The organism is Enterobacter sp. BNK-14, from assembly GCF_047456095.1.
Lineage (GTDB): Bacteria > Pseudomonadota > Gammaproteobacteria > Enterobacterales > Enterobacteriaceae > Enterobacter > Enterobacter kobei.
Genome location: NZ_CP179897.1, coordinates 3243242 through 3267409 on the forward strand (window position 1 = coordinate 3243242; position 24168 = coordinate 3267409).

At 55.1% G+C, this 24168-nt stretch carries 27 protein-coding genes; 16 read left to right on the plus strand and 11 right to left on the minus strand.

What is annotated here, in order from left to right:
- Positions 1-3: 3 nt before the first annotated feature.
- Genes ulaA through ACMGGM_RS15465 form a run of 6 tightly spaced genes read left to right on the plus strand, consistent with a single transcriptional unit; the run spans position 4 to position 4411 of the window.
- Entirely contained in the window at positions 4-1404 is a 1401-nt protein-coding gene (gene ulaA, locus ACMGGM_RS15440) for a PTS ascorbate transporter subunit IIC (RefSeq protein ID WP_045134417.1), read from the plus strand.
- Between the two features lie 12 nt (positions 1405-1416).
- Positions 1417-1722: a PTS ascorbate transporter subunit IIB gene (gene ulaB / locus ACMGGM_RS15445; RefSeq protein WP_003856022.1), complete on the plus strand. Its 306-nt coding sequence runs from the start codon at positions 1417-1419 to the stop codon at positions 1720-1722.
- A gap of 9 nt (positions 1723-1731) precedes the next feature.
- Positions 1732-2199, plus strand: coding sequence for a PTS ascorbate transporter subunit IIA (ulaC, locus tag ACMGGM_RS15450; protein ID WP_014882241.1), 468 nt, complete (start codon positions 1732-1734; stop codon positions 2197-2199).
- 12 nt (positions 2200-2211) lie between these two features.
- Positions 2212-2862, plus strand: a complete 651-nt coding sequence (gene ulaD, locus ACMGGM_RS15455) for a 3-keto-L-gulonate-6-phosphate decarboxylase UlaD (RefSeq protein WP_032637676.1) — start codon at positions 2212-2214, stop codon at positions 2860-2862.
- Positions 2863-2871: 9 nt separating this feature from the next.
- On the plus strand, positions 2872-3732 hold the full coding sequence (locus tag ACMGGM_RS15460; protein ID WP_045134416.1) for an L-ribulose-5-phosphate 3-epimerase: 861 nt from the start codon (positions 2872-2874) through the stop codon (positions 3730-3732).
- A complete protein-coding gene (locus ACMGGM_RS15465) occupies positions 3725-4411 on the plus strand; it encodes an L-ribulose-5-phosphate 4-epimerase (protein ID WP_045134415.1) in 687 nt (228 codons plus the stop codon). The genes ACMGGM_RS15460 and ACMGGM_RS15465 overlap by 8 nt, the downstream gene beginning before the upstream one ends.
- 140 nt (positions 4412-4551) lie before the next feature.
- Here the strand turns inward: ACMGGM_RS15465 and yjfY are convergent, their stop codons facing one another.
- Positions 4552-4827, minus strand: a complete 276-nt coding sequence (gene yjfY, locus ACMGGM_RS15470) for a DUF1471 family protein YjfY (RefSeq protein WP_014882245.1) — start codon at positions 4825-4827, stop codon at positions 4552-4554.
- A 341-nt stretch (positions 4828-5168) separates the two neighbouring features.
- Between yjfY and rpsF the strand changes: the two genes are divergently transcribed.
- Genes rpsF through rplI form a run of 4 tightly spaced genes read left to right on the plus strand, consistent with a single transcriptional unit; the run spans position 5169 to position 6608 of the window.
- The gene (gene rpsF, locus ACMGGM_RS15475) at positions 5169-5564 is read left to right on the plus strand and encodes a 30S ribosomal protein S6 (RefSeq protein ID WP_014068637.1); all 396 of its coding nucleotides are present in this window, start codon (positions 5169-5171) and stop codon (positions 5562-5564) included.
- Positions 5565-5570: 6 nt separating this feature from the next.
- The gene (gene priB / locus ACMGGM_RS15480) at positions 5571-5885 is read left to right on the plus strand and encodes a primosomal replication protein N (protein ID WP_008502895.1); all 315 of its coding nucleotides are present in this window, start codon (positions 5571-5573) and stop codon (positions 5883-5885) included.
- Positions 5886-5889: 4 nt separating this feature from the next.
- Positions 5890-6117, plus strand: coding sequence for a 30S ribosomal protein S18 (gene rpsR, locus ACMGGM_RS15485; RefSeq protein ID WP_000135199.1), 228 nt, complete (start codon positions 5890-5892; stop codon positions 6115-6117).
- Positions 6118-6158: 41 nt separating this feature from the next.
- A complete protein-coding gene (gene rplI / locus ACMGGM_RS15490) occupies positions 6159-6608 on the plus strand; it encodes a 50S ribosomal protein L9 (RefSeq protein ID WP_006810372.1) in 450 nt (149 codons plus the stop codon).
- A 67-nt stretch (positions 6609-6675) separates the two neighbouring features.
- On the opposite strand, the gene ACMGGM_RS15495 is transcribed toward rplI, so the two are convergent.
- Positions 6676-7314 (minus strand): OapA family protein, encoded by a 639-nt coding sequence (locus ACMGGM_RS15495; RefSeq protein ID WP_045134414.1) that lies wholly within the window; start codon positions 7312-7314, stop codon positions 6676-6678.
- 233 nt (positions 7315-7547) lie between these two features.
- Here ACMGGM_RS15495 and fklB point away from each other — a divergent pair, with 233 nt between their 5' ends.
- Positions 7548-8168 carry an FKBP-type peptidyl-prolyl cis-trans isomerase gene (gene fklB, locus ACMGGM_RS15500; protein WP_008502892.1) on the plus strand — a complete coding sequence of 207 codons (621 nt, stop codon included), beginning with the start codon at positions 7548-7550 and terminating at the stop codon, positions 8166-8168.
- Positions 8169-8479: 311 nt separating this feature from the next.
- Complete coding sequence (gene cycA / locus ACMGGM_RS15505) at positions 8480-9889, plus strand: D-serine/D-alanine/glycine transporter (RefSeq protein WP_014882247.1); 1410 nt, start codon at positions 8480-8482, stop codon at positions 9887-9889.
- Positions 9890-9973: 84 nt separating this feature from the next.
- On the opposite strand, the gene ytfE is transcribed toward cycA, so the two are convergent.
- The gene (gene ytfE, locus ACMGGM_RS15510) at positions 9974-10636 is read right to left on the minus strand and encodes an iron-sulfur cluster repair protein YtfE (protein ID WP_045134413.1); all 663 of its coding nucleotides are present in this window, start codon (positions 10634-10636) and stop codon (positions 9974-9976) included.
- A 245-nt stretch (positions 10637-10881) separates the two neighbouring features.
- Here ytfE and ACMGGM_RS15515 point away from each other — a divergent pair, with 245 nt between their 5' ends.
- Positions 10882-12531: a methyl-accepting chemotaxis protein gene (locus tag ACMGGM_RS15515; RefSeq protein WP_023331866.1), complete on the plus strand. Its 1650-nt coding sequence runs from the start codon at positions 10882-10884 to the stop codon at positions 12529-12531.
- A gap of 87 nt (positions 12532-12618) precedes the next feature.
- On the opposite strand, the gene ACMGGM_RS15520 is transcribed toward ACMGGM_RS15515, so the two are convergent.
- From ACMGGM_RS15520 to ACMGGM_RS15530, 3 genes are all read right to left on the minus strand, one after another.
- Entirely contained in the window at positions 12619-13584 is a 966-nt protein-coding gene (locus ACMGGM_RS15520) for a DMT family transporter (RefSeq protein ID WP_014882250.1), read from the minus strand.
- Between the two features lie 75 nt (positions 13585-13659).
- Positions 13660-14484, minus strand: a complete 825-nt coding sequence (locus ACMGGM_RS15525) for an AraC family transcriptional regulator (RefSeq protein ID WP_023331867.1) — start codon at positions 14482-14484, stop codon at positions 13660-13662.
- Between the two features lie 80 nt (positions 14485-14564).
- Positions 14565-15413 carry an SDR family oxidoreductase gene (locus ACMGGM_RS15530; RefSeq protein ID WP_023331868.1) on the minus strand — a complete coding sequence of 283 codons (849 nt, stop codon included), beginning with the start codon at positions 15411-15413 and terminating at the stop codon, positions 14565-14567.
- Positions 15414-15497: 84 nt separating this feature from the next.
- Between ACMGGM_RS15530 and ACMGGM_RS15535 the strand changes: the two genes are divergently transcribed.
- Positions 15498-15884: a winged helix-turn-helix transcriptional regulator gene (locus ACMGGM_RS15535; RefSeq protein WP_023331869.1), complete on the plus strand. Its 387-nt coding sequence runs from the start codon at positions 15498-15500 to the stop codon at positions 15882-15884.
- Between the two features lie 77 nt (positions 15885-15961).
- Here ACMGGM_RS15535 and ACMGGM_RS15540 read toward each other — a convergent pair whose 3' ends face one another.
- Positions 15962-17911, minus strand: coding sequence for a bifunctional 2',3'-cyclic-nucleotide 2'-phosphodiesterase/3'-nucleotidase (locus tag ACMGGM_RS15540; RefSeq protein ID WP_023338943.1), 1950 nt, complete (start codon positions 17909-17911; stop codon positions 15962-15964).
- 190 nt (positions 17912-18101) lie between these two features.
- On the opposite strand from ACMGGM_RS15540, the gene cysQ reads away from it, so the two are divergent.
- Positions 18102-18842 carry a 3'(2'),5'-bisphosphate nucleotidase CysQ gene (gene cysQ, locus ACMGGM_RS15545; protein ID WP_023338944.1) on the plus strand — a complete coding sequence of 247 codons (741 nt, stop codon included), beginning with the start codon at positions 18102-18104 and terminating at the stop codon, positions 18840-18842.
- Here cysQ and ACMGGM_RS15550 read toward each other — a convergent pair.
- Positions 18836-19393 (minus strand): YtfJ family protein, encoded by a 558-nt coding sequence (locus ACMGGM_RS15550; RefSeq protein WP_014882256.1) that lies wholly within the window; start codon positions 19391-19393, stop codon positions 18836-18838. The two genes, cysQ and ACMGGM_RS15550, sit on opposite strands and share 7 nt — an antisense overlap.
- A gap of 324 nt (positions 19394-19717) precedes the next feature.
- Here ACMGGM_RS15550 and ACMGGM_RS15555 point away from each other — a divergent pair, with 324 nt between their 5' ends.
- Positions 19718-19924, plus strand: coding sequence for a DUF1107 domain-containing protein (locus ACMGGM_RS15555; RefSeq protein ID WP_003856054.1), 207 nt, complete (start codon positions 19718-19720; stop codon positions 19922-19924).
- Positions 19925-19987: 63 nt separating this feature from the next.
- Here ACMGGM_RS15555 and ACMGGM_RS15560 read toward each other — a convergent pair whose 3' ends face one another.
- From ACMGGM_RS15560 to ACMGGM_RS15570, 3 genes are all read right to left on the minus strand, one after another.
- Positions 19988-21325 (minus strand): hemolysin family protein, encoded by a 1338-nt coding sequence (locus ACMGGM_RS15560; RefSeq protein WP_014882257.1) that lies wholly within the window; start codon positions 21323-21325, stop codon positions 19988-19990.
- A 195-nt stretch (positions 21326-21520) separates the two neighbouring features.
- Positions 21521-23068, minus strand: coding sequence for an MFS transporter (locus ACMGGM_RS15565; protein ID WP_023338946.1), 1548 nt, complete (start codon positions 23066-23068; stop codon positions 21521-21523).
- A gap of 79 nt (positions 23069-23147) precedes the next feature.
- The gene (locus ACMGGM_RS15570) at positions 23148-24167 is read right to left on the minus strand and encodes a Gfo/Idh/MocA family protein (RefSeq protein ID WP_023338947.1); all 1020 of its coding nucleotides are present in this window, start codon (positions 24165-24167) and stop codon (positions 23148-23150) included.
- Position 24168: the final 1 nt, after the last annotated feature.

The window sequence follows — 24168 nt, forward strand, 5'->3', positions numbered from 1 at the left end:
GTTATGGAGATCCTCTACAACGTCTTTACCGTTTTCTTCAATCAGGTAATGACCAACGCCCCGCTGCTGCTGGGTATCGTGACGTGCCTGGGTTACATCCTGCTGCGTAAAAGCGTCAGCGTGATCATCAAAGGCACGATTAAGACCATTATCGGTTTTATGCTGTTGCAGGCGGGGTCAGGCATCCTGACCAGCACGTTTAAGCCAGTCGTCGCCAAAATGGCGGAGGTCTACGGTATAAACGGTGCAATTTCCGATACTTATGCCTCTATGATGGCCACGATTGACCGCATGGGTGACGCCTACAGCTGGGTGGGTTACGCGGTTCTGCTCGCGCTGGCGCTGAACATTATCTACGTGTTGCTGCGTCGCATTACCGGTATTCGCACCATCATGCTTACCGGTCACATCATGTTCCAGCAGGCGGGTCTGATCGCGGTTTCTCTCTATATCTTCGGTTACCCAATGTGGACCACGATTATCTGCACCGCGGTGCTGGTCTCGCTCTATTGGGGCATCACCTCCAACATGATGTACAAGCCGACCCAGGAAGTAACCGACGGCTGTGGCTTCTCCATCGGCCATCAGCAGCAGTTTGCGGCCTGGGTTGCTTATAAAGTTGCGCCGTGGCTAGGGAAAAAAGAGGAGAGCGTTGAAGACCTCAAGATGCCCGGTTGGCTGAATATCTTCCACGACAACATCGTCTCGACGGCGATTGTGATGACCCTGTTCTTCGGCGCCATTCTGCTCTCCTTTGGCATTGACGTTGTGCAGGCGATGGCGGGCAAAACGCACTGGACGATTTATATCCTGCAGACCGGTTTCTCCTTCGCGGTGGCCATTTTCATTATCACCCAGGGCGTGCGTATGTTCGTCGCCGAGCTCTCTGAAGCCTTCAACGGCATCTCTCAGCGCCTGATCCCGGGAGCCGTTCTGGCAATTGACTGTGCGGCCATCTATAGCTTCGCGCCAAACGCCGTCGTCTGGGGCTTTATGTGGGGCACCATCGGCCAGCTGATTGCGGTGGGTATCCTGGTGGCCTGCGGCTCCTCAATCCTGATTATTCCTGGCTTTATCCCGATGTTCTTCTCCAACGCCACCATCGGCGTCTTTGCTAACCACTTCGGCGGCTGGCGTGCAGCGCTCAAGATCTGCCTGGTGATGGGGATGGTGGAAATCTTCGGTTGCGTGTGGGCGGTCAAGCTCACCGGTATGAGCGCCTGGATGGGCATGGCGGACTGGTCAATCCTGGCGCCGCCGATGATGCAGGGCTTTGCGTCCGTCGGGCTGGTCTTTATGGCCGTCATCATCCTGATTGCACTGGCTTATATGTTCTTCGCTGGCCGTTCGCTGCGAGCAGAAGAAGATGCAGAAAAACAAACAGCAGAAGTTTCTGCTCACTAAGGAGTTTCGATTATGACCGTACGTATCCTGGCTGTGTGTGGCAATGGGCAAGGCAGCTCCATGATCATGAAGATGAAAGTGGACCAGTTTTTAACCCAGTCAAACATCGACCACACGGTAAACAGCTGCGCAGTGGGTGAATACAAAAGTGAGCTGAACGGCGCAGACATCATCATCGCGTCAACTCACATTGCCGGCGAGATTAGCGTGTCGGGCAACAAATATGTGGTGGGCGTGCGCAACATGCTGTCGCCTGCGGATTTCGGACCAAAACTGCTGGAAGTGATCAAAGAACACTTCCCACAAGACGTGAAGTAAGGACCCGACATGAAACTACGAGATTCGCTGGCAGAGAATGACTCCATCCTTTTGCAGGCTGACGCCAGCACCTGGCAGGAAGCGGTGAAGCTGAGCGTGGATCTGCTGGTTAAGGCGGATGTTGTCGAGCCGCGTTATTACCAGGCCATTCTGGATGGCGTGGCGCAGCACGGCCCCTATTTTGTGATTGCCCCGGGGCTGGCTATGCCGCACGGCCGCCCGGAAGAGGGCGTGAAGAAAACCGGCTTTGCGCTGGTCACGCTGAAAACGCCGCTGGTCTTCAACCATGAAGATAACGACCCGGTCGATATCCTGATCACCATGGCGGCTGTCGATGCCAATACCCACCAGGAGGTGGGCATCATGCAGATCGTCAATCTGTTTGATGATGAAGCCAATTTTGACCGTTTACGCGCCTGCCGTACCGCGCAGGAAGTGCTGGATTTAATTGATAACGCCACTGCGGCGGCCGTTTAAGAGGAATTGAACATGTCATTACCAATGTTGCAGGTTGCGCTGGATAACCAGACGCTGTCCGATGCTTATGAAACCACCCGCCTGATTGCCGAAGAGGTAGACATCATTGAAGTGGGTACCATTCTGTGCGTGGGCGAAGGCGTTCGCGCCGTTCGTGACCTGAAGGCGCTCTACCCGCACAAAATCGTACTGGCTGATGCCAAAATCGCTGACGCGGGCAAAATCCTCTCCCGCATGTGTTTTGAAGCCAACGCCGACTGGGTCACCGTGATCTGCTGCGCGGATATCAACACTGCCAAAGGCGCGCTGGATGTGGCAAAAGAGTTTAACGGCGACGTGCAGATTGAACTGACCGGTTTCTGGACCTGGGAGCAGGCACAGGCGTGGCGCGATGCGGGGATCCAGCAGGTGGTGTACCACCGCAGCCGTGATGCGCAGGCCGCTGGCGTGGCGTGGGGCGACGCGGACATCAGCGCGATTAAACGTCTGGCCGAAATGGGCTTCAAAGTGACCGTGACCGGTGGCCTGGCGCTGGAAGATCTGCCGCTGTTCAAGGGTATCCCGATTCACGTCTTTATCGCGGGTCGTAGCATCCGTGACGCGGCGTCTCCGGTGGAAGCAGCGCGTCAGTTCAAACGCTCAATCGCTCAGCTTTGGGGCTAAGGAGCGGGTATGTTGTCAAAACAGGTTCCGCTTGGCATCTATGAAAAGGCACTCCCTACGGGGGAGTGCTGGCTGGCGCGGTTACAGCTGGCGAAGCAGCTGGGTTTCGATTTTGTCGAAATGTCAGTGGATGAGACGGATGAACGCCTCTCTCGCCTCGACTGGAGCCGCGAGCAGCGTCTGGCGCTGGTGAGCGCCATTGCCGAAACGGGCGTGCGCGTGCCGTCCATGTGCCTGAGCGCTCACCGTCGTTTTCCCCTCGGCAGCGAAGATGATGCCGTGCGGGCGCAGGGGCTGGAGATCATGCGCAAAGCCATTCGCTTTGCTCAGGATGTCGGTATCCGTGTGATCCAGCTGGCGGGTTATGACGTTTACTATCAGGAAGCCAACGATGAAACGCGCCGTCGTTTCCGTGACGGTCTGAAAGAGAGCGTTGAAATGGCAAGCCGCGCGCAGGTGACGCTGGCGATGGAGATCATGGACTACCCGTTAATGAACTCCATCAGCAAGGCACTGGGCTACGCGCACTATCTGAATAACCCGTGGTTCCAGCTCTATCCGGATATCGGCAACCTGTCGGCATGGGATAACGACGTGCAGATGGAGCTGCAGGCGGGCATCGGGCATATCGTGGCGGTGCACGTCAAAGATACCCGTCCAGGCGTGTTTAAAAACGTACCGTTCGGCACCGGGGTGGTGGAGTTCGAACGATGCTTCGAGACGCTCAAGCAGACAGGGTATTGCGGGCCTTACCTGATTGAGATGTGGAGCGAGACGTCTGACGACCCGGCAGCGGAAGTGGCAAACGCGCGGGACTGGGTGCGCGAGCGTATGGCGCGAGCAGGTTTGCTGGAGGTGGAACATGCTTAAGCTTAAACAGCAGGTCTATGAAGCCAATATGGATTTGCCGCGCTATGGCCTGGTAACGTTCACCTGGGGTAACGTCAGCGCGATTGACCGAGAGCGCGGCCTCATCGTCATTAAACCCAGCGGAGTGGCGTATGAGACCATGAAGGTCGACGATATGGTTGTCGTGGACCTTGAAGGAAACGTCGTAGAGGGACAGTGGCGTCCTTCTTCGGATACCGCTACCCATCTGGCGCTTTATCGACGTTATCCCTCCCTCGGCGGGGTAGTGCATACCCACTCAACCCATGCCACCGCCTGGGCACAGGCTGGGCTTGCCATCCCGGCGCTGGGCACGACGCACGCGGATTACTTCTTCGGGGATATTCCCTGCACGCGCGCGTTAACGCAGGCCGAGGTGGAAGGCGAGTACGAGCTCAACACCGGCAAGGTGATTATCGAAACGCTGGGTGAGTCAGAACCGCTGCATACGCCGGGAATTGTGGTGTACCAACACGGTCCGTTCTCCTGGGGTAAAGATGCTCACGACGCTGTGCATAATGCTGTGGTGATGGAAGAGGTGGCCAAAATGGCGTGGATTGCCCGCGACATAAATCCACAGCTTCAGGGGATTGATGATTACCTGATGAACAAGCATTTCATGCGCAAGCACGGCCCGAATGCCTATTACGGGCAGAAGTAAATAAGTGCTCTGGAATACCGAAAAACAGTTGTAACCGGTGGTATTTCAGAGCCATTTAAAAAAAAAGCCCCCGGGCAGGGGGCAACGTAAACTATGGCTATGTTCTCGTTGTTGGCTTTCCTGGTGCTAGCGTTAAAGCGTTATCGGTAAATGTCTGCACTGGCGTGCATATTGCCGTTGCTGCCGGGCTCACGGATTAACATCACGTGGTAATAGGTTGCGCCTTGGGCATCGGTCTCTTCATTTAGTGCCTGATCTGCTTCGCTTTCAGTGGCGAAATTATGATTGATATAGATTACGCCTAAGCTTTGCACATCATCCATGTTCCTGGCCTGCCGGCCGTCTATTTTGATGGCTGCCATCGCGTTTGCACTGAGCAAAAGCGCAGCCATAATGGCTAATGCGATTTTTTTCATGATATGCGCTCCACGACTGCGTGCTGTGAGAGAGGGAATACTCCTTCTTTAATTCAGGTGTTCTCTGATTAAAGTGTAATCATTCATACGGCGGGGATGCGTGACCATTTCTGATGCAGTTGTTCAAAAAAACAACGCTTCCTGGTGTGTTCAATTTTAAATCACCCACTTAGACCCGCTTTACGCTTTGTGCGAATTATTTGTGCAATCAGCTTGAGTTTCCAGGGGCGCGCAAGTATTATGACGCGTCAATTTTTCAGCCGACCTTTAACACGTTCCTTGCCTCCCCGGGCCTCGGCTGACCCAGACAGGAGGCTGAATAATCCGTAAGGAGCAATTCGATGCGTCATTACGAAATCGTTTTTATGGTCCATCCTGACCAGAGCGAACAGGTTCCGGGTATGATCGAGCGTTACTCTGCTGCCATCACTGGTGCAGAAGGTACGATCCACCGTCTGGAAGACTGGGGCCGCCGTCAGCTGGCTTACCCGATCAACAAACTGCACAAAGCACACTACGTTCTGATGAACGTTGAAGCGCCGCAGGAAGTGATCGATGAGCTGGAAACTACCTTCCGCTTCAACGATGCCGTTATCCGCAGCATGGTTATGCGTACCAAAAACGCAGTTACCGAAGCATCTCCGATGGTTAAAGCGAAAGACGAGCGCCGTGAGCGTCGCGATGATTTCGCAAACGAAACCGCAGATGATTCTGATGCTGGGGATTCTGAAGAGTAATTTCTGATGACCAACCGTCTGGCGTTGTCCGGCATCGTATGCAGGGCTCCCCTTCGAAAGGTCAGTCCATCAGGAATTCCGCATTGCCAGTTCGTGCTTGAGCATCGTTCTGTGCAAGAGGAAGCCGGGTTTCACCGGCAGGCGTGGTGCCAAATGCCCGTTATTATTAGCGGACACGAAAACCAGGCCATTACTCACAGTTTAACGGTCGGTAGCGCAGTAATCGTTCAGGGGTTCATCTCTTGCCACAAGGCAAAGAACGGCCTGAGCAAAATGGTTCTGCATGCCGAGCAGATTGATTTGATAGATTCTGGAGACTAGCCATATGGCACGTTATTTCCGTCGTCGCAAGTTCTGCCGTTTCACCGCGGAAGGCGTTCAAGAGATCGACTATAAAGATATCGCAACGCTGAAAAACTACATCACCGAAAGCGGTAAGATTGTCCCAAGCCGTATCACCGGTACTCGTGCAAAATATCAGCGTCAGCTGGCTCGCGCTATCAAACGCGCTCGCTACCTGTCCCTGCTGCCGTACACTGATCGTCATCAGTAATCGGGCACGGTCCATTAATACGACTTTAAGAGGATAAGGTAATGCAAGTTATTCTGCTTGATAAAGTAGCAAACCTGGGCAGCCTGGGTGATCAGGTAAACGTTAAAGCGGGTTACGCTCGTAACTTCCTGGTTCCACAGGGTAAAGCTGTTCCAGCTACTAAGAAAAACGTAGAGTTTTTCGAAGCACGTCGTGCTGAACTGGAAGCCAAACTGGCTGACGTTCTGGCGGCTGCTAACGCTCGCGCTGAAGCAATCAACGCACTGGGCACCGTTACCATCGCGTCTAAAGCTGGCGACGAAGGTAAACTGTTCGGTTCCATCGGTACCCGCGATATCGCTGATGCAGTGACTGCAGCAGGCGTTAAAGTGGCTAAGAGCGAAGTTCGCATGCCGAACGGCGTTCTGCGTACCACTGGTGAGCACGAAGTTGACTTCCAGGTTCACAGCGAAGTGTTCGCTAAACTGGTTGTTAACGTTGTAGCTGAGTAATTTTTTACTCTGCTCACGTTGAAACGCCGGCCTTGTGCCGGCGTTTTGCTTTTTAAAGAACCAGGTTTTAACGCGCCCGGACAAAACTGCCGTCCGGCTGGCGGGTAAACAGCACCTGCTGACCATTTCCTGTATCAATCGTTAAGCCTGTCACCACACCGCTGGCATTCTGGCGAATCTGTACCATCTGACCATTCTGCAGGTTACTGAGCGGCTTACCCGCACCTTCCACTTTTGCCATGGCATACACGTCAGTCGGCGGCAGGTTGTGATCGCGGAAAAGCTGCGCCAGGGTTTTACCCGGCTCGACGCGATAGGAGCGCCACTGCTGCTCAATGCCCGTAGGCTGCTGAGCCTGCTGCTCTACCGGGGCGGAGGTTTGAGCCTGATCTTCCTGGACGGGCTCCGGTTCAACCGGCGCGACCTGACCCGGATCGTTCGAAGGGGTCACCAGTTGCGTTTGCATCGGCTGTGCATCAGGCTGCGGCCGCGTTTGCGACTGAATATCCAGTTGTGCATTGCGGGTGACAGGGGCGGTATCGGCATCATCACCGCCGGAAGGAAGCAGGAAGCCCACGATCACCATCAGCGCACCAATGATAATCCCTCTGCGATGCAGGGGAGGCAGCGGGTCCATAATGCGAAAATTGTCCGGCGCCTGCCAGATTTTCGCCAGGGTAGGTTTCAGTTCAAATCGCCCGGGCATGGCTCTCCTCCTGCTCCGCGTCTTTTTTATCCTGTGCATCGAAGTATAGTTTGCTAACTGCCTGAACGGCGTAGCAAACCCGACATCCGTGACATCAGTTCGGGATTAATCCTGGTTGTCTCTATTGTTTCTGTTTCGTCGCGGTTTGTCACCTTAACTTCAGACAAAGTTTTACCCATAAGGGCATGGCTGCTATGCTGCCCGCTACTTTAAATGTGATGGAAGGAAAACCCATGACCACCCCGACTTTTGACACTATCGAAGCGCAGGCAAGTTACGGTATCGGCTTGCAGGTAGGACAGCAGCTGAGCGAATCCGGCCTGGAAGGTCTGTTACCAGAAGCGCTGGTGGCGGGTATCGCTGACGCGCTGGAAGGTAAACAGCCTGCTGTTCCGGTTGACGTTGTTCACCGCGCACTGCGTGAAATTCATGAACGAGCTGACGCTGTGCGTCGCGCGCGTTTCGAAGAGATGGCGGCCGAAGGCGTGAAATATCTGGAAGAGAACCGTGAGCGTGAAGGCGTGAACAGCACCGAGTCTGGCCTGCAGTTCCGCGTGATCAACCAGGGCGACGGCGCAATCCCGGCACGTACCGACCACGTTCGCGTACATTATACCGGTAAACTGATCGACGGCACCGTGTTTGACAGCTCCGTGGCGCGTGGCGAACCGGCAGAATTCCCGGTCAACGGCGTGATCGCAGGCTGGATTGAAGCGCTGACCCTGATGCCAGTTGGCTCCAAATGGGAACTGACTATCCCGCACAACCTGGCTTACGGCGAGCGTGGTGCTGGCGCATCCATCCCGCCATTCAGCACCCTGGTATTTGAAGTCGAGCTGCTGGAAATCCTGTAATCGACTTTTCTTATTTCCTCTCTCCGTTCGGGGAGAGGAAAATAGTGATAAAACCTATAGTTACGACGTTATCAATATTTTATCTTGCAAACGAAACTTTTGCGTGTATTTTTGTGAGCTGTTTCGCGCTGTATGAGTGATATGACACTCACTTTCAACATATTATTAACATAATATCTAAATCATAGTATTCATCCCGCCGATTCTTACCTAATATCGATAAGCCCTTACAAGGGGAACGTCATCTTTTGACGTATTTAAAGGCCAGAAGAGCCTTAACAACACAGACAGGCATAAACAGGAAAAATTACATGGTAGATCAGGTCAAAGTCGCCGCTGCAGAAGAGGCGACGTCTGAACAGTCGCTACGGCGCAATCTCACAAACCGTCATATTCAGCTTATCGCCATAGGTGGGGCCATCGGGACCGGGCTGTTTATGGGGTCAGGCAAAACCATCAGTCTTGCCGGGCCGTCGATCATCTTCGTTTATATGATCATTGGTTTCATGCTGTTCTTCGTGATGCGGGCAATGGGTGAATTGCTGCTCTCGAACCTCGAATACAAATCCTTCAGCGACTTCGCGTCTGACCTGCTCGGTCCATGGGCAGGCTATTTCACCGGCTGGACCTACTGGTTCTGCTGGGTTGTTACCGGTATGGCGGACGTCGTGGCGATTACCGCCTACGCACAGTTCTGGTTCCCGGGACTGTCAGACTGGGTGGCCTCGCTGGCGGTTATCGCTTTGCTGCTGAGCCTCAACCTCGCCACCGTAAAAATGTTCGGTGAGATGGAGTTCTGGTTCGCGATGATCAAGATTGTCGCTATCGTGGGGCTGATTGTTGTGGGCCTGGTGATGGTACTGACGCACTTCCAGTCGCCAACCGGCGTACAGGCGTCATTTACCCATCTGTGGAATGACGGCGGCTGGTTCCCGAAAGGCATCAGCGGCTTCTTTGCCGGCTTCCAGATTGCGGTGTTCGCGTTTGTGGGCATTGAGCTGGTGGGAACCACGGCGGCCGAAACTAAAGATCCCGAGAAGTCTCTCCCGCGCGCCATTAACTCGATTCCGGTTCGTATCATCATGTTCTACGTCTTCGCGCTGATCATCATTATGTCCGTGACGCCGTGGAGCTCCGTGGTGCCGAGCAAGAGCCCGTTCGTTGAACTGTTTGTGCTGGTAGGGCTGCCCGCTGCGGCAAGCCTGATTAACTTCGTCGTGCTGACCTCTGCGGCGTCGTCCGCGAACAGCGGTGTATTCTCAACCAGCCGTATGCTGTTTGGTCTGGCGCAGGAGGGCGTGGCGCCGAGCGCCTTTGCGAAACTGTCTAAGCGTGCGGTACCGGCGAAAGGGCTGACTTTCTCCTGCATGTGCCTGCTGGGCGGCGTGGTCATGCTCTACGTGAACCCAAGCGTGATTGGCGCGTTCACCATGATCACCACGGTCTCTGCAATCCTGTTTATGTTCGTCTGGACCATTATCCTCTGCTCGTACCTGGTGTACCGCAAACAGCGTCCACACCTGCATGAGAAGTCGATCTACAAGATGCCGCTGGGCAAGCTGATGTGCTGGGTGTGCATGGCGTTCTTCGTGTTCGTGCTGGTGCTGCTGACGCTGGAAGATGATACCCGTCAGGCGCTGATTGTTACGCCGCTGTGGTTTATCGCGCTGGGGCTGGGCTGGGTGTTTATCGGTAAGAAACGTATGGCAGGCGTAAGATAAAAGCAAAACGGCAACTTCAGTTGCCGTTTTTAGTTTTTGCACCCTCTCCCTGTGGGAGAGGGCATCAGGCCGCAGCGGCTTTTTTTATTCCCCAGCTAATGCCCGCGGGAACAACACGTTGTTCTCAAGACTGATGTGTTCCATCAGGTCATCGATCATCTCGTTAATGCCGTTGTACATCGCTTTCCAGGTGGTGCACGCCTCTGGCGGCGGTGTGACGTTGTGGGTGGTGTGTTTGATCACTTCCAGCAGTTCGCCCGCATCATCATGCTCGCTTTCCATCACGCTAATCGGACCCATTGCCTGGCTGCCCATTCCCTGTTTAATCATCGGGAAGAGGATCTGTTCTTCTTTCATCATGTGGCTGGAAAGCTCTTCGTGCAGCATGGTCAGATATTTCGCCAGACCGCGGGGTACGGAAGGTTTGTCAGCATGTACGCGCTCGACTTTGGTCGCCTGCAGGATCAGCTCCGGCAGTTGCTCCCGGTGGCGATCGTGGTAACGCACAATGATGTGGTCGATGATTTCTGCGAGCGGGGCGGTACGCCAGTCTTTATCAACAGGCTGTTCGGCCAGTTGCGCCAGCTCTGCTTCAATCACCTCCACATCCAGCTCCTTACGTGAGGCCGCTCGCGCGAGGGTTTGCTTACCGCCGCAGCAGTAATCCATATCGTATTTACGGAACAGCGCAGAAGCGCGAGGGATGGAGAGCGCCAGCTCGCCGAGGGGTTGGTCGCGAAAGGCCATAGCAGTTACCTCGTCATCAAGAATATAAGATGCATATTAAATGCATCTTTAAGGCGACGCTATAACCCTTTAGAGGGAAGGGGAAAAGTGAGATGTAAGTCACAAAAAAATTATCCGGGTTAACGCCCTGAATGGACTCAGGAAAGTGGTTTAGAAAGTTTTTAAAGGTGGAGAAACAGTAAACAACCCGCCTTGCCTGCCGATATATCCACGTCAGACAAACCTGCATATAACAAAGGCAACGTATGTTTAAACGTATAAAAGTTATTACTCTTCTTATTTCGGTGCTGCTTGTACTCGGCATCATGCAAGTGATTTCCGCGGGGATCTTTATCAACGCGCTGAACAACGATAAAGACAATTTCACCGTGTCGCAGCTCTCCAGCAAGAATGTGGCGGAGTTTACCGATGCGTGGATCAGCCTGAACCAGGCGCGCGTGACGCTGAACCGTGGGATGCTGCGTCTGCAAAGCAGCATGGCCTCTCAGATTAACGGCGGACAGCTGAACGAGCTGGTTAACACGGCGAAAAACCTGCTCGCAGATGCCCAGGTTCATTACGATAAATACTACGCGCTGCCAGAAACGCCGGGCCTGGATGAAAAACTGGCCGATCGGCTGGAAGAGCAGTACCGCACATACTCCGCCACGTTGACGCAAATGAACGTGCTGCTGAGCCAGGGCAATCTGGAAGACATGTTCAAGCAGAACGCTGAGCAAAAACAGACTGCGATGCAGGCGGTTTATCGCGAGTGGCGCGAAGCACAGGCAACGCTTACCGATAAAGGCATCCAGGACAATGAAAGCGACTACAAACGCATTCTGTGGATCCTCTCTGCGGTAATGCTGCTGGTCATTGTGGTGATTATTTCCAGCTGGATCGCCATGCGACGCGTGCTGCTGCTGCCTCTGGAAGAGGTGATCAACCATATTCGCGCCATTGCGGCAGGGGATTTAACCCAGCCGATTCAGGCTGACGGTAAGAACGAAATGGCGATCCTGGCGCGCAACGTGCAGGAGATGCAGACCTCGCTGGCGAACACCGTTGGCGTGGTGCGTGAAGGTGCCGACACCATCTACACCGGAGCCGGTGAAATTTCTGCCGGGAGTAACGACCTTTCTTCCCGTACTGAGCAGCAGGCGGCTTCCCTGGAAGAAACGGCAGCCAGCATGGAACAGCTGACGGCCACCGTGAAGCAGAACGCCGATAACGCCCGTCAGGCTTCCCGTCTGGCACTGGATGCCTCCTCAACGGCGAAGAAGGGCGGGAACGTGGTGGAAGGTGTCGTGCGCACGATGGACGAAATCGCCACCAGTTCCAGTAAAATTGCGCAAATTACCAACGTAATCGACGGTATTGCTTTCCAGACCAACATTCTGGCGTTGAACGCGGCGGTAGAGGCTGCGCGTGCAGGTGAACAGGGCCGTGGCTTTGCGGTGGTCGCAGGGGAAGTACGTACCCTCGCCCAGCGCAGTGCTCAGGCGGCGAAAGAGATCAAAGCGCTGATCGACGATTCCGGCGAGCGCGTGAACGCCGGCTCGCAGCTGGTTAACGAAGCCGGGGCGACGATGGCGGAGATCGTCAATGCGGTCACCCGCGTGACGGACATTATGGGCGAGATCGCCTCAGCCTCTGACGAGCAGAGCCGCGGTATCGACCAGGTGGGCCAGGCGGTGGCTGAAATGGATCGCGTGACCCAGCAGAACGCCTCGCTGGTCGAGGAATCTGCGGCCGCGGCGGCCGCGCTGGAAGATCAGGCTGCACGCCTGAATGACGCGGTGGCGGTGTTTAAAATTACCCGTAATCAGGCGGTCAAAGCCGCGCCGGTGAAAACCTACGTGCCGAAAGCGCAGCCCGCAGCGAGCGTGCCTGAAGCGAACTGGGAAACGTTTTAACCTGGTGCCGGGTGGCGCTGACGCTTACCCGGCCTACAAAATCGCTCCGTGTAGGCCGGGTAAGGCGTAGCCGCCACCCGGCAAAAATCACACTTCTGATGCTGACACAACCCTCGGTTTTTCCGGCTTCGCTCTCACCGCCATCACCACCCCAACGACCAGCAACACAATCCCACAGGCCGTTAATACAGGCGGTACGCTCTGGCGCATCAGGAAGGTATAAAGCAGCCCGGCCAGGGTTTCGAAAACAATCAGCGGCCCCAGGATCACCGTTGGCAGTTTCTGGCTGGCAATGTTCCAGCACAGCGCGCCCACCCAGGAACACAGCACTGCAATCGCCACCATCAGGGCAACAAATACCCACGGTCTGGGTCCGAAGGGTTGGGCGAAATCGGGCTGTTGATGGCCTAACCAGAGGCACGCTCCAACATATCCCAGCAGTGAAACGGGCAACGTAACCAGGGCCTGAGCCGTCGCCCACATCATCGGATGCTTGTCCGGGTTCTCACGCAGCCAGCGTGCATTGCGCAGGGCATACCATGCCCAACACGCCACGGAAACGAACGCCAGCAGAATGCCGGAGCCGTAACGCCACAGATCAAAGTCCTCCAGCCCATGACGCAGCTCGGCAATATTGACGCATATTAGCCCTACGGCGGTACACAACAGCGCAGGCACCATTTTTGGCCACGCCAGTTTGCCATCGCGGTGGCTATAGAGCAGGTTAGCAAAGATGGGGATGACAACCGGCAGTGTGCCGATAATCATGGTCGAGACCGGGGCCCCGGTGCGTTGAATGGCACTCGCCAGGCAAACGTAATAGATGAGGTTGCCCATCATGGTCAGCGCCAGCGCGGTGCGCCAGTCCTGACGGCTAAGCTGACGCAGGCGCGCGCGTCCCAGCCATGCCAGAGGTAAGGCTATCAGCCCCAGCGCCAGATAACGTCCGGTCGACTGCAGTATTGCCGGGTATTCGGGCACGATCAGCGGGCCAACAAAAATCAGCCCCCACATCATCCCTGCCAGCAGGGCATACAACACGCCACTAATCATTTTTCCATCCCTATTGCTTCACGTTGCGCTCAGTGTAGGAGGGGCAAATGCGCGCGTATTGTATGAGATTGCGCATTAGCGCCGGGTGACCTGCTTCTGGTAGCGCACGGGCGTAATGCCGTAGCGGCGGGTAAATGCCCGGGTCAAATGTGACTGGTCGGTCAGCCCGGTCGCCGCAGCGACCTCAGCTGCGGGCATGCCATGGGTGAGGAACGCTTTGGCGCGCCACAGGCGGATAGCCATCAGCATCTGGTGCGGCGTAACGTGGAAATGGGCTTTGAACTGGCGCTGAAAATGATACGGACTGAGCGAAACGACGTTGGCCAGCTCATCCAGCGTCAGGGAGTGCATATAGTTGTCATGCAGATACTCACGCACACGTTCGAAGCGGTGCGCACCTTCCTGAACCACCGGCGCGTGATGGGCCAGGGGCTGAAAGGTCTCAATCAGATCCAGCAATAATCCTTTTTGCGCCAGCGGATCGTCCGTATGCCACAGGCCATAGATGAGCCTGCCGATTTGCTGCGAGCGCTGGGGGTCAAAACGGGTCACCTCGCTGAACCACCAGTGCCGGAGGCCGGTTACCTCTTCCAGCAGGTCAGGTTCGATGTAAACCATCCGGTAGCGCCAGCCGCCTTCGGTGGCGGATTCCCCGGTGTGGATCTCGTCCGGGTTCATGGTAACGACGGATTTCTCCGGCGCGAGGTGCTGGGTACCGCGATAGCGAAAACGTTCGGCACCGGTTTCAATCGTGCCGATCCCGAAGGCTTCATGGGTGTGAGGCTCAAAGGCGTAGCGGGAAATATGCGCGTGATAGAGTTCGATGCCCGGCACCTGCGCCAGATGGCGAAAGCGCGCGCTGTCTCTCTCATCAATGAACTGTTCCGGTACGCCTTGCACGTTGAGCCTCCTCGTGGTCATCGCTTCATTATCAGAGATGACCCGAGGGGATGCCACAAAAAATAACCAATCTGTAACAATTACAGAATGGCTTTAATGCTCTCCGCCAGCGGCGTGGTCGGGCGGCCGATCAGTGTGCTCAGGGTATGGCTGTCGTCAAACAGGCCGCCTTTGGATGCACCCACGTCGGAGTCCGCGAGCATATCCGCCAGCCCCGCAGGCAGACCCACCCCCTTCAGCGCGGCGGCAAAATCGGCTTCGCTGAGATTCTGATAGGTCACCGGCTTCCCGCTCTGTTTGCTGAGTTCAGCCGCCAGCTCGCTCAGCGTCCAGCCGTGGTCGCCAGCCAGTTCATATACCTTGCCAGCATGACCCTCTTCAGCGATCACTTTGGCTGCGGCGGCGGCGTAGTCTGCACGGGTGGCAGAGGCAATTTTGCCTTCGCCTGCCGCACCTATAAACACGCCATGCTCAATCGCCGGTGGCGCGCTTGCCAGATAGTTTTCGGTATACCAGCCATTGCGCAGCAGGGCATAAGGAATGCCGGACGCCGCCAGCGCTTTCTCCGTCTCGACGTGTTCAACGTGCAGGCCCAGCGGGGAGCGATCCGCATGCAGCAGGCTGGTGTAGGCGATGAATTTCACGCCAGCGGCTTTGGCGGCGTTAATGACGTTCTGATGTTGGGTTGCACGCTGGCCGACTTCGCTGGAGGAGATCAGCAGCAGCTTATGCACGCCGCTCAGCGCGGCGGTGAAGGCGGCTTCGTTCGTGTAATCCGCCTGACGAACTACAATTCCCTGCTGGCTTAAGGCGTCGGCTTTCGCCGGGTTACGGACAATGGCGACAATCTCGTTTGCCGGAACCGTTTTCAGCAGTTCTTCAATAACGTATTGGCCAAGCTGGCCGGTAGCGCCGGTAATCGCAATCATGATGAATCTCCTTCGTGTTTGTCTGGTGTTATGGCACACTAGCACCATAGCTAACTTTTAGTAAGTACGTACAAAAAGGTAAGTATGAAAACAACGATACCGACACTCAGCGAACAAATGCGCGATGGCAACCTCTTTGCGGAACAGTGTCCTTCCCGGGAGGTGCTCAAACACGTTACCAGCCGCTGGGGCGTGCTGATTCTGCTGGCCCTGCGTCAGGGAACGCATCGCTTCAGCGATCTGCGCCGCAAAATGGGCGGGGTAAGCGAAAAGATGCTGTCCCAGTCGCTTCAGGCGCTGGAGCAGGACGGGTTTGTCGATCGCGTGTCATATCCGGTTGTGCCGCCGCACGTAGAGTATAGCCTGACGCCGATGGGGATTGAGGTCAGTGAGAAAGTGGCTGCGCTGGCGGACTGGATTGAGGTGAATACGCCGAAGGTGATGGCGAATCGGGACGATCGGGCGGCGTGACATGCCGGGTGGCGGCTTCGCCTTACCCGGCCTACCCGATCTCGTAGGTCGGGTAAGCGAAGCGCCACCCGACACAATCACCGCGACTTGCTTAGGTCAACCTGATAAATCGCGAAGCCAATATCATCGGTCGCCACCTTCTTCATCGGATACTGCGCCTTATCCTTAATGAACGCGGCGGCCTTATCGGACGGTGACGTTTCAAAGCGGATATCCAGTTTCGTATCGCTGTGGATCGGTGCCAGGCGCCAGTTGTTATCCACGGCCGGGTGAATTTCGCCCGCCTTCTTCGACTCAGCACTGATCCACGCCGCCAGTACCGAGCGGTTTTCGTCCGGTGAAGCAAAGGCGATGTGGTTATCTCCCGTACCGGCAAACTTACCGCCATAGGCGCGGTAGTTATTGGTTACCACCAGGAAGGTGGCATTCGGATCGATCGCCTTACCGTTGAAGGTCAGGTTTTTGATGCGCTCGGCCTGCGGGTTAATGGCCTGGCACTCGCCGTCATATTTCGCGGGTTGGGTAACGTCAATCTGATAATTCACGCCATCGATCACGTCAAAGTTATAGGTTCGGAAGCCATCCCAGTTAATCAGCGACTGCGGTTTACTGCTCTTCGGATCGATCTGGTTAAACTGTCCGGCAGAGCACTCCAGCCATTCCTTCACTTCTTTACCCGTCGCTTTCACCACCACCAGCGTGTTCGGATAGAGATAGAGATCGGCGGCGTTACGGAACGTCAGCTGGCCTTTCTCAACTTCGACATAGCTTGCCGGGTCGTTCTTACGCCCGCCAACTTTGAATGGCGCAGCGGCAGACAGCACCGGCAGTTTTGCCAGATCCGGATCGCCCTGAACAAAGTGTTCGGCATAGGCCTTCTGCGCCATGTTGACGACCTGAACGGTTGGGTCATCCTGCACCAGCGCCAGGAAGCTATACATATTATCGGCGGATTGGCCGATCGGCTTGCTGACGAATTCGCGGGTGGCGTCGTGATCGTGCTTCAGCACGTCGACCAGTTTTTTATCTTCAGCGGCCAGTGATTTTTTAGCCGCAGCGTCGTAAATCGGACGCGCCTCTGCTTTTGACTGAGTGACCTTCCAGCTGCCGCCGTCGTTATTGAGTACCAGATCCACCACCCCAAGGTGGTCGCCCCACATGCCCGGCATCACCGATGGCACGCCATTGAGCGTCCCTTTCTCGATGTCTGCGCCCTTAATGCTGGCAAAGTCCTTACCCGGGAAGACCGCGTGGGCGTGGCCGAACAGGATCGCATCGACGCCCGGGACTTCACTCAGATAATAAACGGAGTTTTCCGCCATGGCCTGATACGGGTCGGCGGAGAGTCCCGAGTGCGCAACCACCACCACCAGATCGGCCCCTTTTTCGCGCATTTCCGGCACGTATTTGCGCGCAGTTTCGGTAATATCGTTAACGGTCACTTTACCGTCGAGGTTGGCTTTATCCCAGGTCATGATTTGCGGCGGCACGAAGCCGATATAGCCGATTTTAAGCGTCTGTTTTTTACCGTCCTGATCGACAACCTCGGTCTCTTTAATCAGATAGGGGGTAAAGAGCGGCTTCTGCGTCTTAACGTCGATGATGTTGGCGTTAACGTAAGGGAATTTTGCGCCAGCCAGCGCATCGTGCAGGTACTTCAGGCCGTAGTTAAATTCGTGGTTGCCCAGGTTGCCGACGGCATAATCCAGCGTATTCATCGCCTTATAAACGGGATGGATCTCGCCTTTCTTTAGCCCCTTCGCGGCCATGTAATCCCCGAGTGGACTACCCTGAATAAGATCGCCGTTGTCCACCAGCACGCTATTTTTCACTTCACCGCGCGCGGCATCGATCAAACTTGCCGTGCGGACCAGACCGAATTTTTCGGTAGGGGTATCTTTGTAGTAATCGAAGTCCATTATGTTGCTGTGCAGATCGGTCGTTTCCAGAATACGCAGATCTACCGTCGCCGCCTGCACGCTCGCTGCAATCAGCGTCGCCAGAAGCGTTGCACTAAACTTAATCATCAGAGGAGTCCTTTTTTCGATCCATGCCACAAAAGAGTATGTATCTATAGCGTGTTGCTTACAGAAATGTGAATCCTGACAGAAAAAAGCGTACTGAAACCGGAATTGCTTCACAGATAGCGGAATTGTTCACATTACGATATAACTAAAACAATGAGTTAACCTCACTGCGTTAACAAAGAGGTGGAGAATGCTAGATAAAATTTGTCAACTCGCACGGGATGCGGGGGATGCCATCATGCAAGTGTATGACGGTGCAAAACCGATGGAGGTCGTCAGTAAAGCGGACGACTCCCCGGTCACGGCGGCGGATATCGCTGCGCATAAGGTCATTATGAACGGTTTACAGGCGCTGACGCCGGACATCCCCGTTCTGTCTGAAGAAGCGCCGCAGAGCTGGGATGTACGCCAGCACTGGCAGCGCTACTGGCTGGTCGATCCGCTGGACGGTACCAAAGAGTTCATCAAGCGCAACGGGGAGTTCACCGTTAATATCGCTCTGATTGAAAAGGGAAAGGCGGTGCTCGGCGTGGTTTACGCCCCGGTGATGAAGGTGATGTACAGCGCGGCGGAAGGTAAAGCCTGGAAGGAGGAGTGCGGCGTTCGTAAGCAGATCCAGGTGCGCGATGCGCGCCCACCGCTGGTGGTGATTAGCCGCTCGCACAGCGACAGTGAACTGCAGGAGTACCTGCAGCAGCTGGGGGAACACCAGACGACGTCGATTGGTTCATCGCTGAAATTCTGCCTGGTGGCGGAAGGACAGGCGCAGCTTTATCCGCGCTTTGGGCCGACTAACGTCTGGGATACGGCGGCAGGGCACGCGGTTGCAGCGGCCGCCGGGGCGCATGTTCATGACTGGCAGGGCAAGCCGCTGGACTATACCCCGCGTGAATCCTTCCTCAACCCCGGCTTCCGCGTCTCGATTTATTGAGCCAACAGCTTGTGCAGCAGGGCGACGACCTGCTGCACCTCTTCCTGGGTCAACGCGCCGTCTTTCACCCACTGGACGCGACCTTCCTTATCCAGCACGATAATCGCGGAACTCTCTTCCTCCAGTTGCCAGGCCTTACGGGTGACTCCGTTGCTGTCGACGATAAACTGCGACCACGGATAGAGCTTCTTATTACTCTCAAGGCTTGAACGCACAAACATCCCGGAGCCGGGAATCGCGTCATCGGTGTTCACAATCGTGGTGGTCTGGTAGCGATCGTGCGGGAATTTTGCGGCCTTGATCGCTTCCACCAGGTTGGCATTTTTCTCTTTTGCAGATGTACGACCGGCAATATGTTGTACAACTCTCACTTTGCCTGCGAGCTGCGCGCTATTCCAGGCTTTATAGCTAAACTTATCATTGTCGAGAATCAATTCTCCCCGGTCAGCAATGCCGACTGGCGGGACACGTTGTCCTTTTTCAATGTTGTGAGCGCAAGCCCACAGGGGCAGCAGCAGACAAGCTGCTGCAAGGATGTTACGTAGGGTCATGGCGTTTCCTTATTGTTTGCAGGTGATCCGACCACTTGGTCTTACGCTTTTAATCATAAGTGCGATCAATGTGGTTTTCCCGCAATCCCAATGCCAGTTTGCGGGTGAACGCACATATCCATGAAAAAACGACGGCTTATACTGCTCTCAGTCACGCTTTGCAAAGATTATTCTGAATAATTGTAATCAAACGGTAAATAAACTTATGCACACTGGGTAACACCGTAGTTCTGGTCTATAGTCATTGGGCATCAAAATTTGCGCTCAGGACAGTCGGGCCGATTGTGGCACCGCAAGAGCGTATGATTCGCAGGAGATACAAGAATGAAAATTTTCCAACGCTACAACCCGCTTCAAGTGGCGAAGTACGTGAAGATCCTGTTCCGTGGACGGTTGTACATCAAGGATGTTGGCGCTTTTGAATTTGATAAGGGCAAGATCCTTATCCCAAAAGTGAAGGACAAACAGCACCTGTCTGTGATGTCCGAAGTCAACCGTCAGGTTATGCGTCTGCAAACTGAGATGGCTTAACCAACGTGCTATGCAGTAGTTAAAAAGACGGCTCCCAATGGGAGCCGTTGATGTATATGGGTCTTACGCCGACACCTTATCTTCTGCGTCAGGCATCCGCGGCACCAGCACGGTCGGTTTGTTGTCGATGCGCGTCACCAGCAGCTGGTCGATGCGGTAGTTATCAATGTCCACCACCTCAAACTTGTAGCCGGAGAACTTCACCGAATCGGTACGTTTCGGGATTTTGCGCAGCATAAACATCATAAAGCCGCCGATGGTTTCGTAATTACCGGACTGCGGGAACTCGTCGATGTCCAGCACGCGCATGACGTCTTCAATCGGTGTACCGCCATCAATCAGCCACGAGTTATCGTCACGCTGAACAATCTGCTCCTCCAGCCCCTGGCCCACCAGGTCGCCCATCAGCGTGGTCATCACGTCGTTCAGCGTAATGATCCCCACCACCAGCGCGTATTCGTTCATGATGACGGCGAAGTCTTCCCCGGCGGTTTTGAAACTTTCCAGCGCTTCCGAGAGCGTCAGGGTGTCTGGCACGATCAGGGTGTTGCGGATCTGCACGCCGCTGTTGAGCGCCAGGCTCTGGTTTGCCAGCACGCGGTTGAGCAGGTCTTTGGAGTCGACGTAACCGATGATGTGGTCGATATCTTCATTACAGACCAGGAACTTAGAGTGCGGATGCTGTGCCACTTTGTTCTTCAGGCTCTGCTCATCCTCATGCAAATCGAACCAGATAATGCTTTCACGGCCCGTCATGGAAGAGGGCACGGTACGGGATTCAAGTTCGAATACGTTCTCAATGAGCTCGTGTTCCTGCTTACGCAGCACCCCGGCCAGCGCGCCAGCTTCCACCACCGCATAGATGTCGTCAGAGGTGATGTCGTCTTTACGCACCATGGGCAGCTTGAAGATGCGGAAAATCACGTTTGCCAGGCCGTTGAAGAACCATACCAGCGGACGGAACACGAACAGGCAGAAGCGCATCGGGTTGATGATACGCAAAGCCACAGCTTCTGGCGCAATCATACCGATGCGTTTCGGGGTCAGGTCAGCGAAGAGGATGAACATGCCGGTAACCAGCGTGAAGGAGAGAATAAAGCTCAACTGCTCGGCCAGTTCGGCGGACATGTACTGCACAAACAGGCTGTAAAACGCCGGCGAAAACGCTGCATCGCCCACGATACCGCCGAGAATGGCGACCGCGTTCAGGCCAATCTGCACCACGGTGAAGAAGGTGCCGGGGTTCTCCTGCATTTTGAGAATGCGGGAGGCGTTGATGTTGCCTTCATCAGCAAGCAGCTTCAGTTTGATTTTACGGGAGGCGGCCAGCGAAATCTCCGATATCGAGAAAAATGCACTGACGGCAATCAGACAAAGTATTACTAAAATACTGTTTAACATAGTTTATCCGGCTTCTCGCCAGATCCTCAGAAGGGGAATTGATACCATTTGTGTGAAAACACGTAGAACGTCAGCCCGTAGCGTTGAGCTGATTATTTCAGCGGGTAGTATAGCGTAAAGAGATGTAAATCTGCCAGAGGTCACATTTTGGCATAAAAACAGACCGGACAGTGGAGTGCTGCCCGGTCTGCGCGGTTATTTCACGGGAGATAATTGGGCGCTTCCCACCGTCTGTCGTGTGGCGTCGCCTCCCCACACCTGGTCATACTCGTATCCGGTTAACTGCTTGATGATCACCCGAGTCCTGGCGTCGCAGTCGCGGTAATCTCCGCCCAGTTTCCGCCGGGCAATCTCCTTGAGGAGCAACTTATGCGTCTCGCGGGTGAGCTTAAACTTGTAGGTAGTGAAGAAACTCACCGCCAGAAGCGCCGCGGTGGCGAAAATCATCAGGCCGATAATGGCCCCCAGCGCGCTTTCCGGTTGTGCGCCACTGCCTTTCACGAAACCGGACTCCTGCAGCACCAGACCAATAATCATGATGGCAATAGCCACGGTACTTTTGCGGGTCAGGACCATCACACCGGCAAAAATCCCTTCGCGGCGCTGCTGCGTCACCATCTCGTCGATATCCGGAATGAAGCTGTAGATATTCCACGGAATGTAGTAAAGGCCGGAGCGGGCGGCACCCAGCAAGATAAAGACCGCCGAGAACAGCAGCGTCGGCACCTGCGTTTCGGTAAGGTAGACCGTAAACAGGAATACCAGCACGCAGAAAATACAGCCGTAGGAGAGGCGGAGCGCGGCGGATGGAGTCACATTCAGCCGGTTCAGCAACAGCATAAACCCGTACGTGCCTGGCACCGAGGCGAAGGCCGCAATGCTCAGCCAGCCAGATACCGCCGCCGCATCCTGGCTCAGGCAATACACGACATAATAGGTAAAGACCGAACCGAATACGTCCATCGCCGTAAACGAAAAGATATAAATAATGATATGCAGCCGGAACGCGCGAATGCGGAATGAAGAAAAGAGATCCAGAACCAGATATTTCAGGTGATTGAGTATCCCGCTGGTGCGCTGGTTATCCACTTTAAAATCGGACTCCTGCTGCACATCTTTGGCTTCCCAGGTGGTGTACCAGGTAATAAATACCGCAATGCAAAATACGCAGGAAAATATCAGCCCGGTAAGGGTATAGGTAAACGGATTATCTTTACCCGTGAACTGCATAATGACGCCGGGGACGGAAACCGCAAGAAATCCCCCGAGCTGAGAGCAGATCATGCGCACGCCGGAAAGGCGGCTACGCTCTTCATAGCGGTTTGTCATTTCCGCTGCCAGCGTTTCCCACGGGACCAGCACCATCGCCGACAGCAGTTCAATCGAGAGATAGGTGCCCAGATAGTACCAGTAGCCCATGTCCGTCATCCACAGCAGGGCATACAAAAACATGAGCGGTGAGCTGAGTAATAAAAAGAAGCGGCGGCGGCCAAATTTACGTCCGAGCCAGGTATCACCGAAATTATCGGTGACGTATCCCATAATGGGGCTGAGGAGTGCGTCAATAACGCGGGCAATGGCGAATATTGAACCCGCTTCAATCACTGAGAGTCCGCAATAGGTGGTGTAAAAAAAGAGCAGCCAGGTGCCGATAATGGCAAAAGCGCCCCCGCCAAACAGATCGGTTACGCCGTAGCCAAGCGCTACGCCGTAACCAACTCTACGTTCAGTTGGTTTGACCATAATAATATCCAGTGTAGGGTAATGATTAACCTGTGTTTCAGGTCGTTTTTTTATTTACTGCTGGACGACACATTACGTTCTAATTATTGATATCTATCCATTTTCTTAATTGAGATGAGCGATAAAGGGCCTCCACAAGGGTGAGTGATTTCCCGGCAGCATGGATATCGGTGTAGTCCGTTTCCGGGTGATGAATGGCATGATAAAAACGGCGGATCGCCTGCTGGTGTCCCAGCCCCCAGTAGCTTTTGACCGAGCCGTCAGGAGAATCATCGGTTGCCAGCTTGCGACGTTCGCCCGGGGTAATGCGCCAGAGCACGTTGTCATTGAGCAGCAGCGAACCCCGTTCGCAATGGATCTCAAGCCAGAGGGGGGAATCCGTGGTATTGCAGTTGCTGGCATAAAACAGGCCACGCGCGCCGTTAGCAAAGTGCAGCGTCGCCATTGCGCTGTCCTCCCCTTCGGTTACGTCCGCCAGCTCACCGCTCTCCACCACGCCTTTCAGGCGCGTGACCCCGCCGGCGAACCACTGCATCAGGTCGAGGGTATGGATCGCCTGGTTGATCAGCAGACTGCCGCCTTCCGTTGCCAGCCGTCCACGCCACGGACTTTCGGTGTAATAGGCGCCCGACCGCGACCACGTCAGCACCGCTTTCATGCCGAGCATCTTCCCCAGCTCGCCCTCGCTTAACTCCTGTCGGATGCGCAGGCTGGTGGGATTGAGCCGGTTCTGATAGCAAACGCCGAGCAGGCCCGGCGCCTGCTCGACGGCCTGGACGATATCGCCGAGCTCACTGCTGTTCATCCCCACCGGTTTTTCGCAGAACACATGCTTCCCGGCGGCGAGCGCCGCCAGAATCATACGTTTATGCTCGAAATGCGGCGTACAGATATGGACCACGTCGATGGCATCATCCAGCAGCATTTCCCGGTAATCCTGATAAAAACGGCACTGATAGGCCATCGCCAGCGTCAGTCCTTTAACGCTGTCGATATCCACCAGCGCGCGCAGCGCGACGTTGGGGATCTGGCGTAATGCATTCACATGGCAGCGGTGAATCGCGCCGGCACCGATAACCGCTGTGTTCAGGATCGTCATC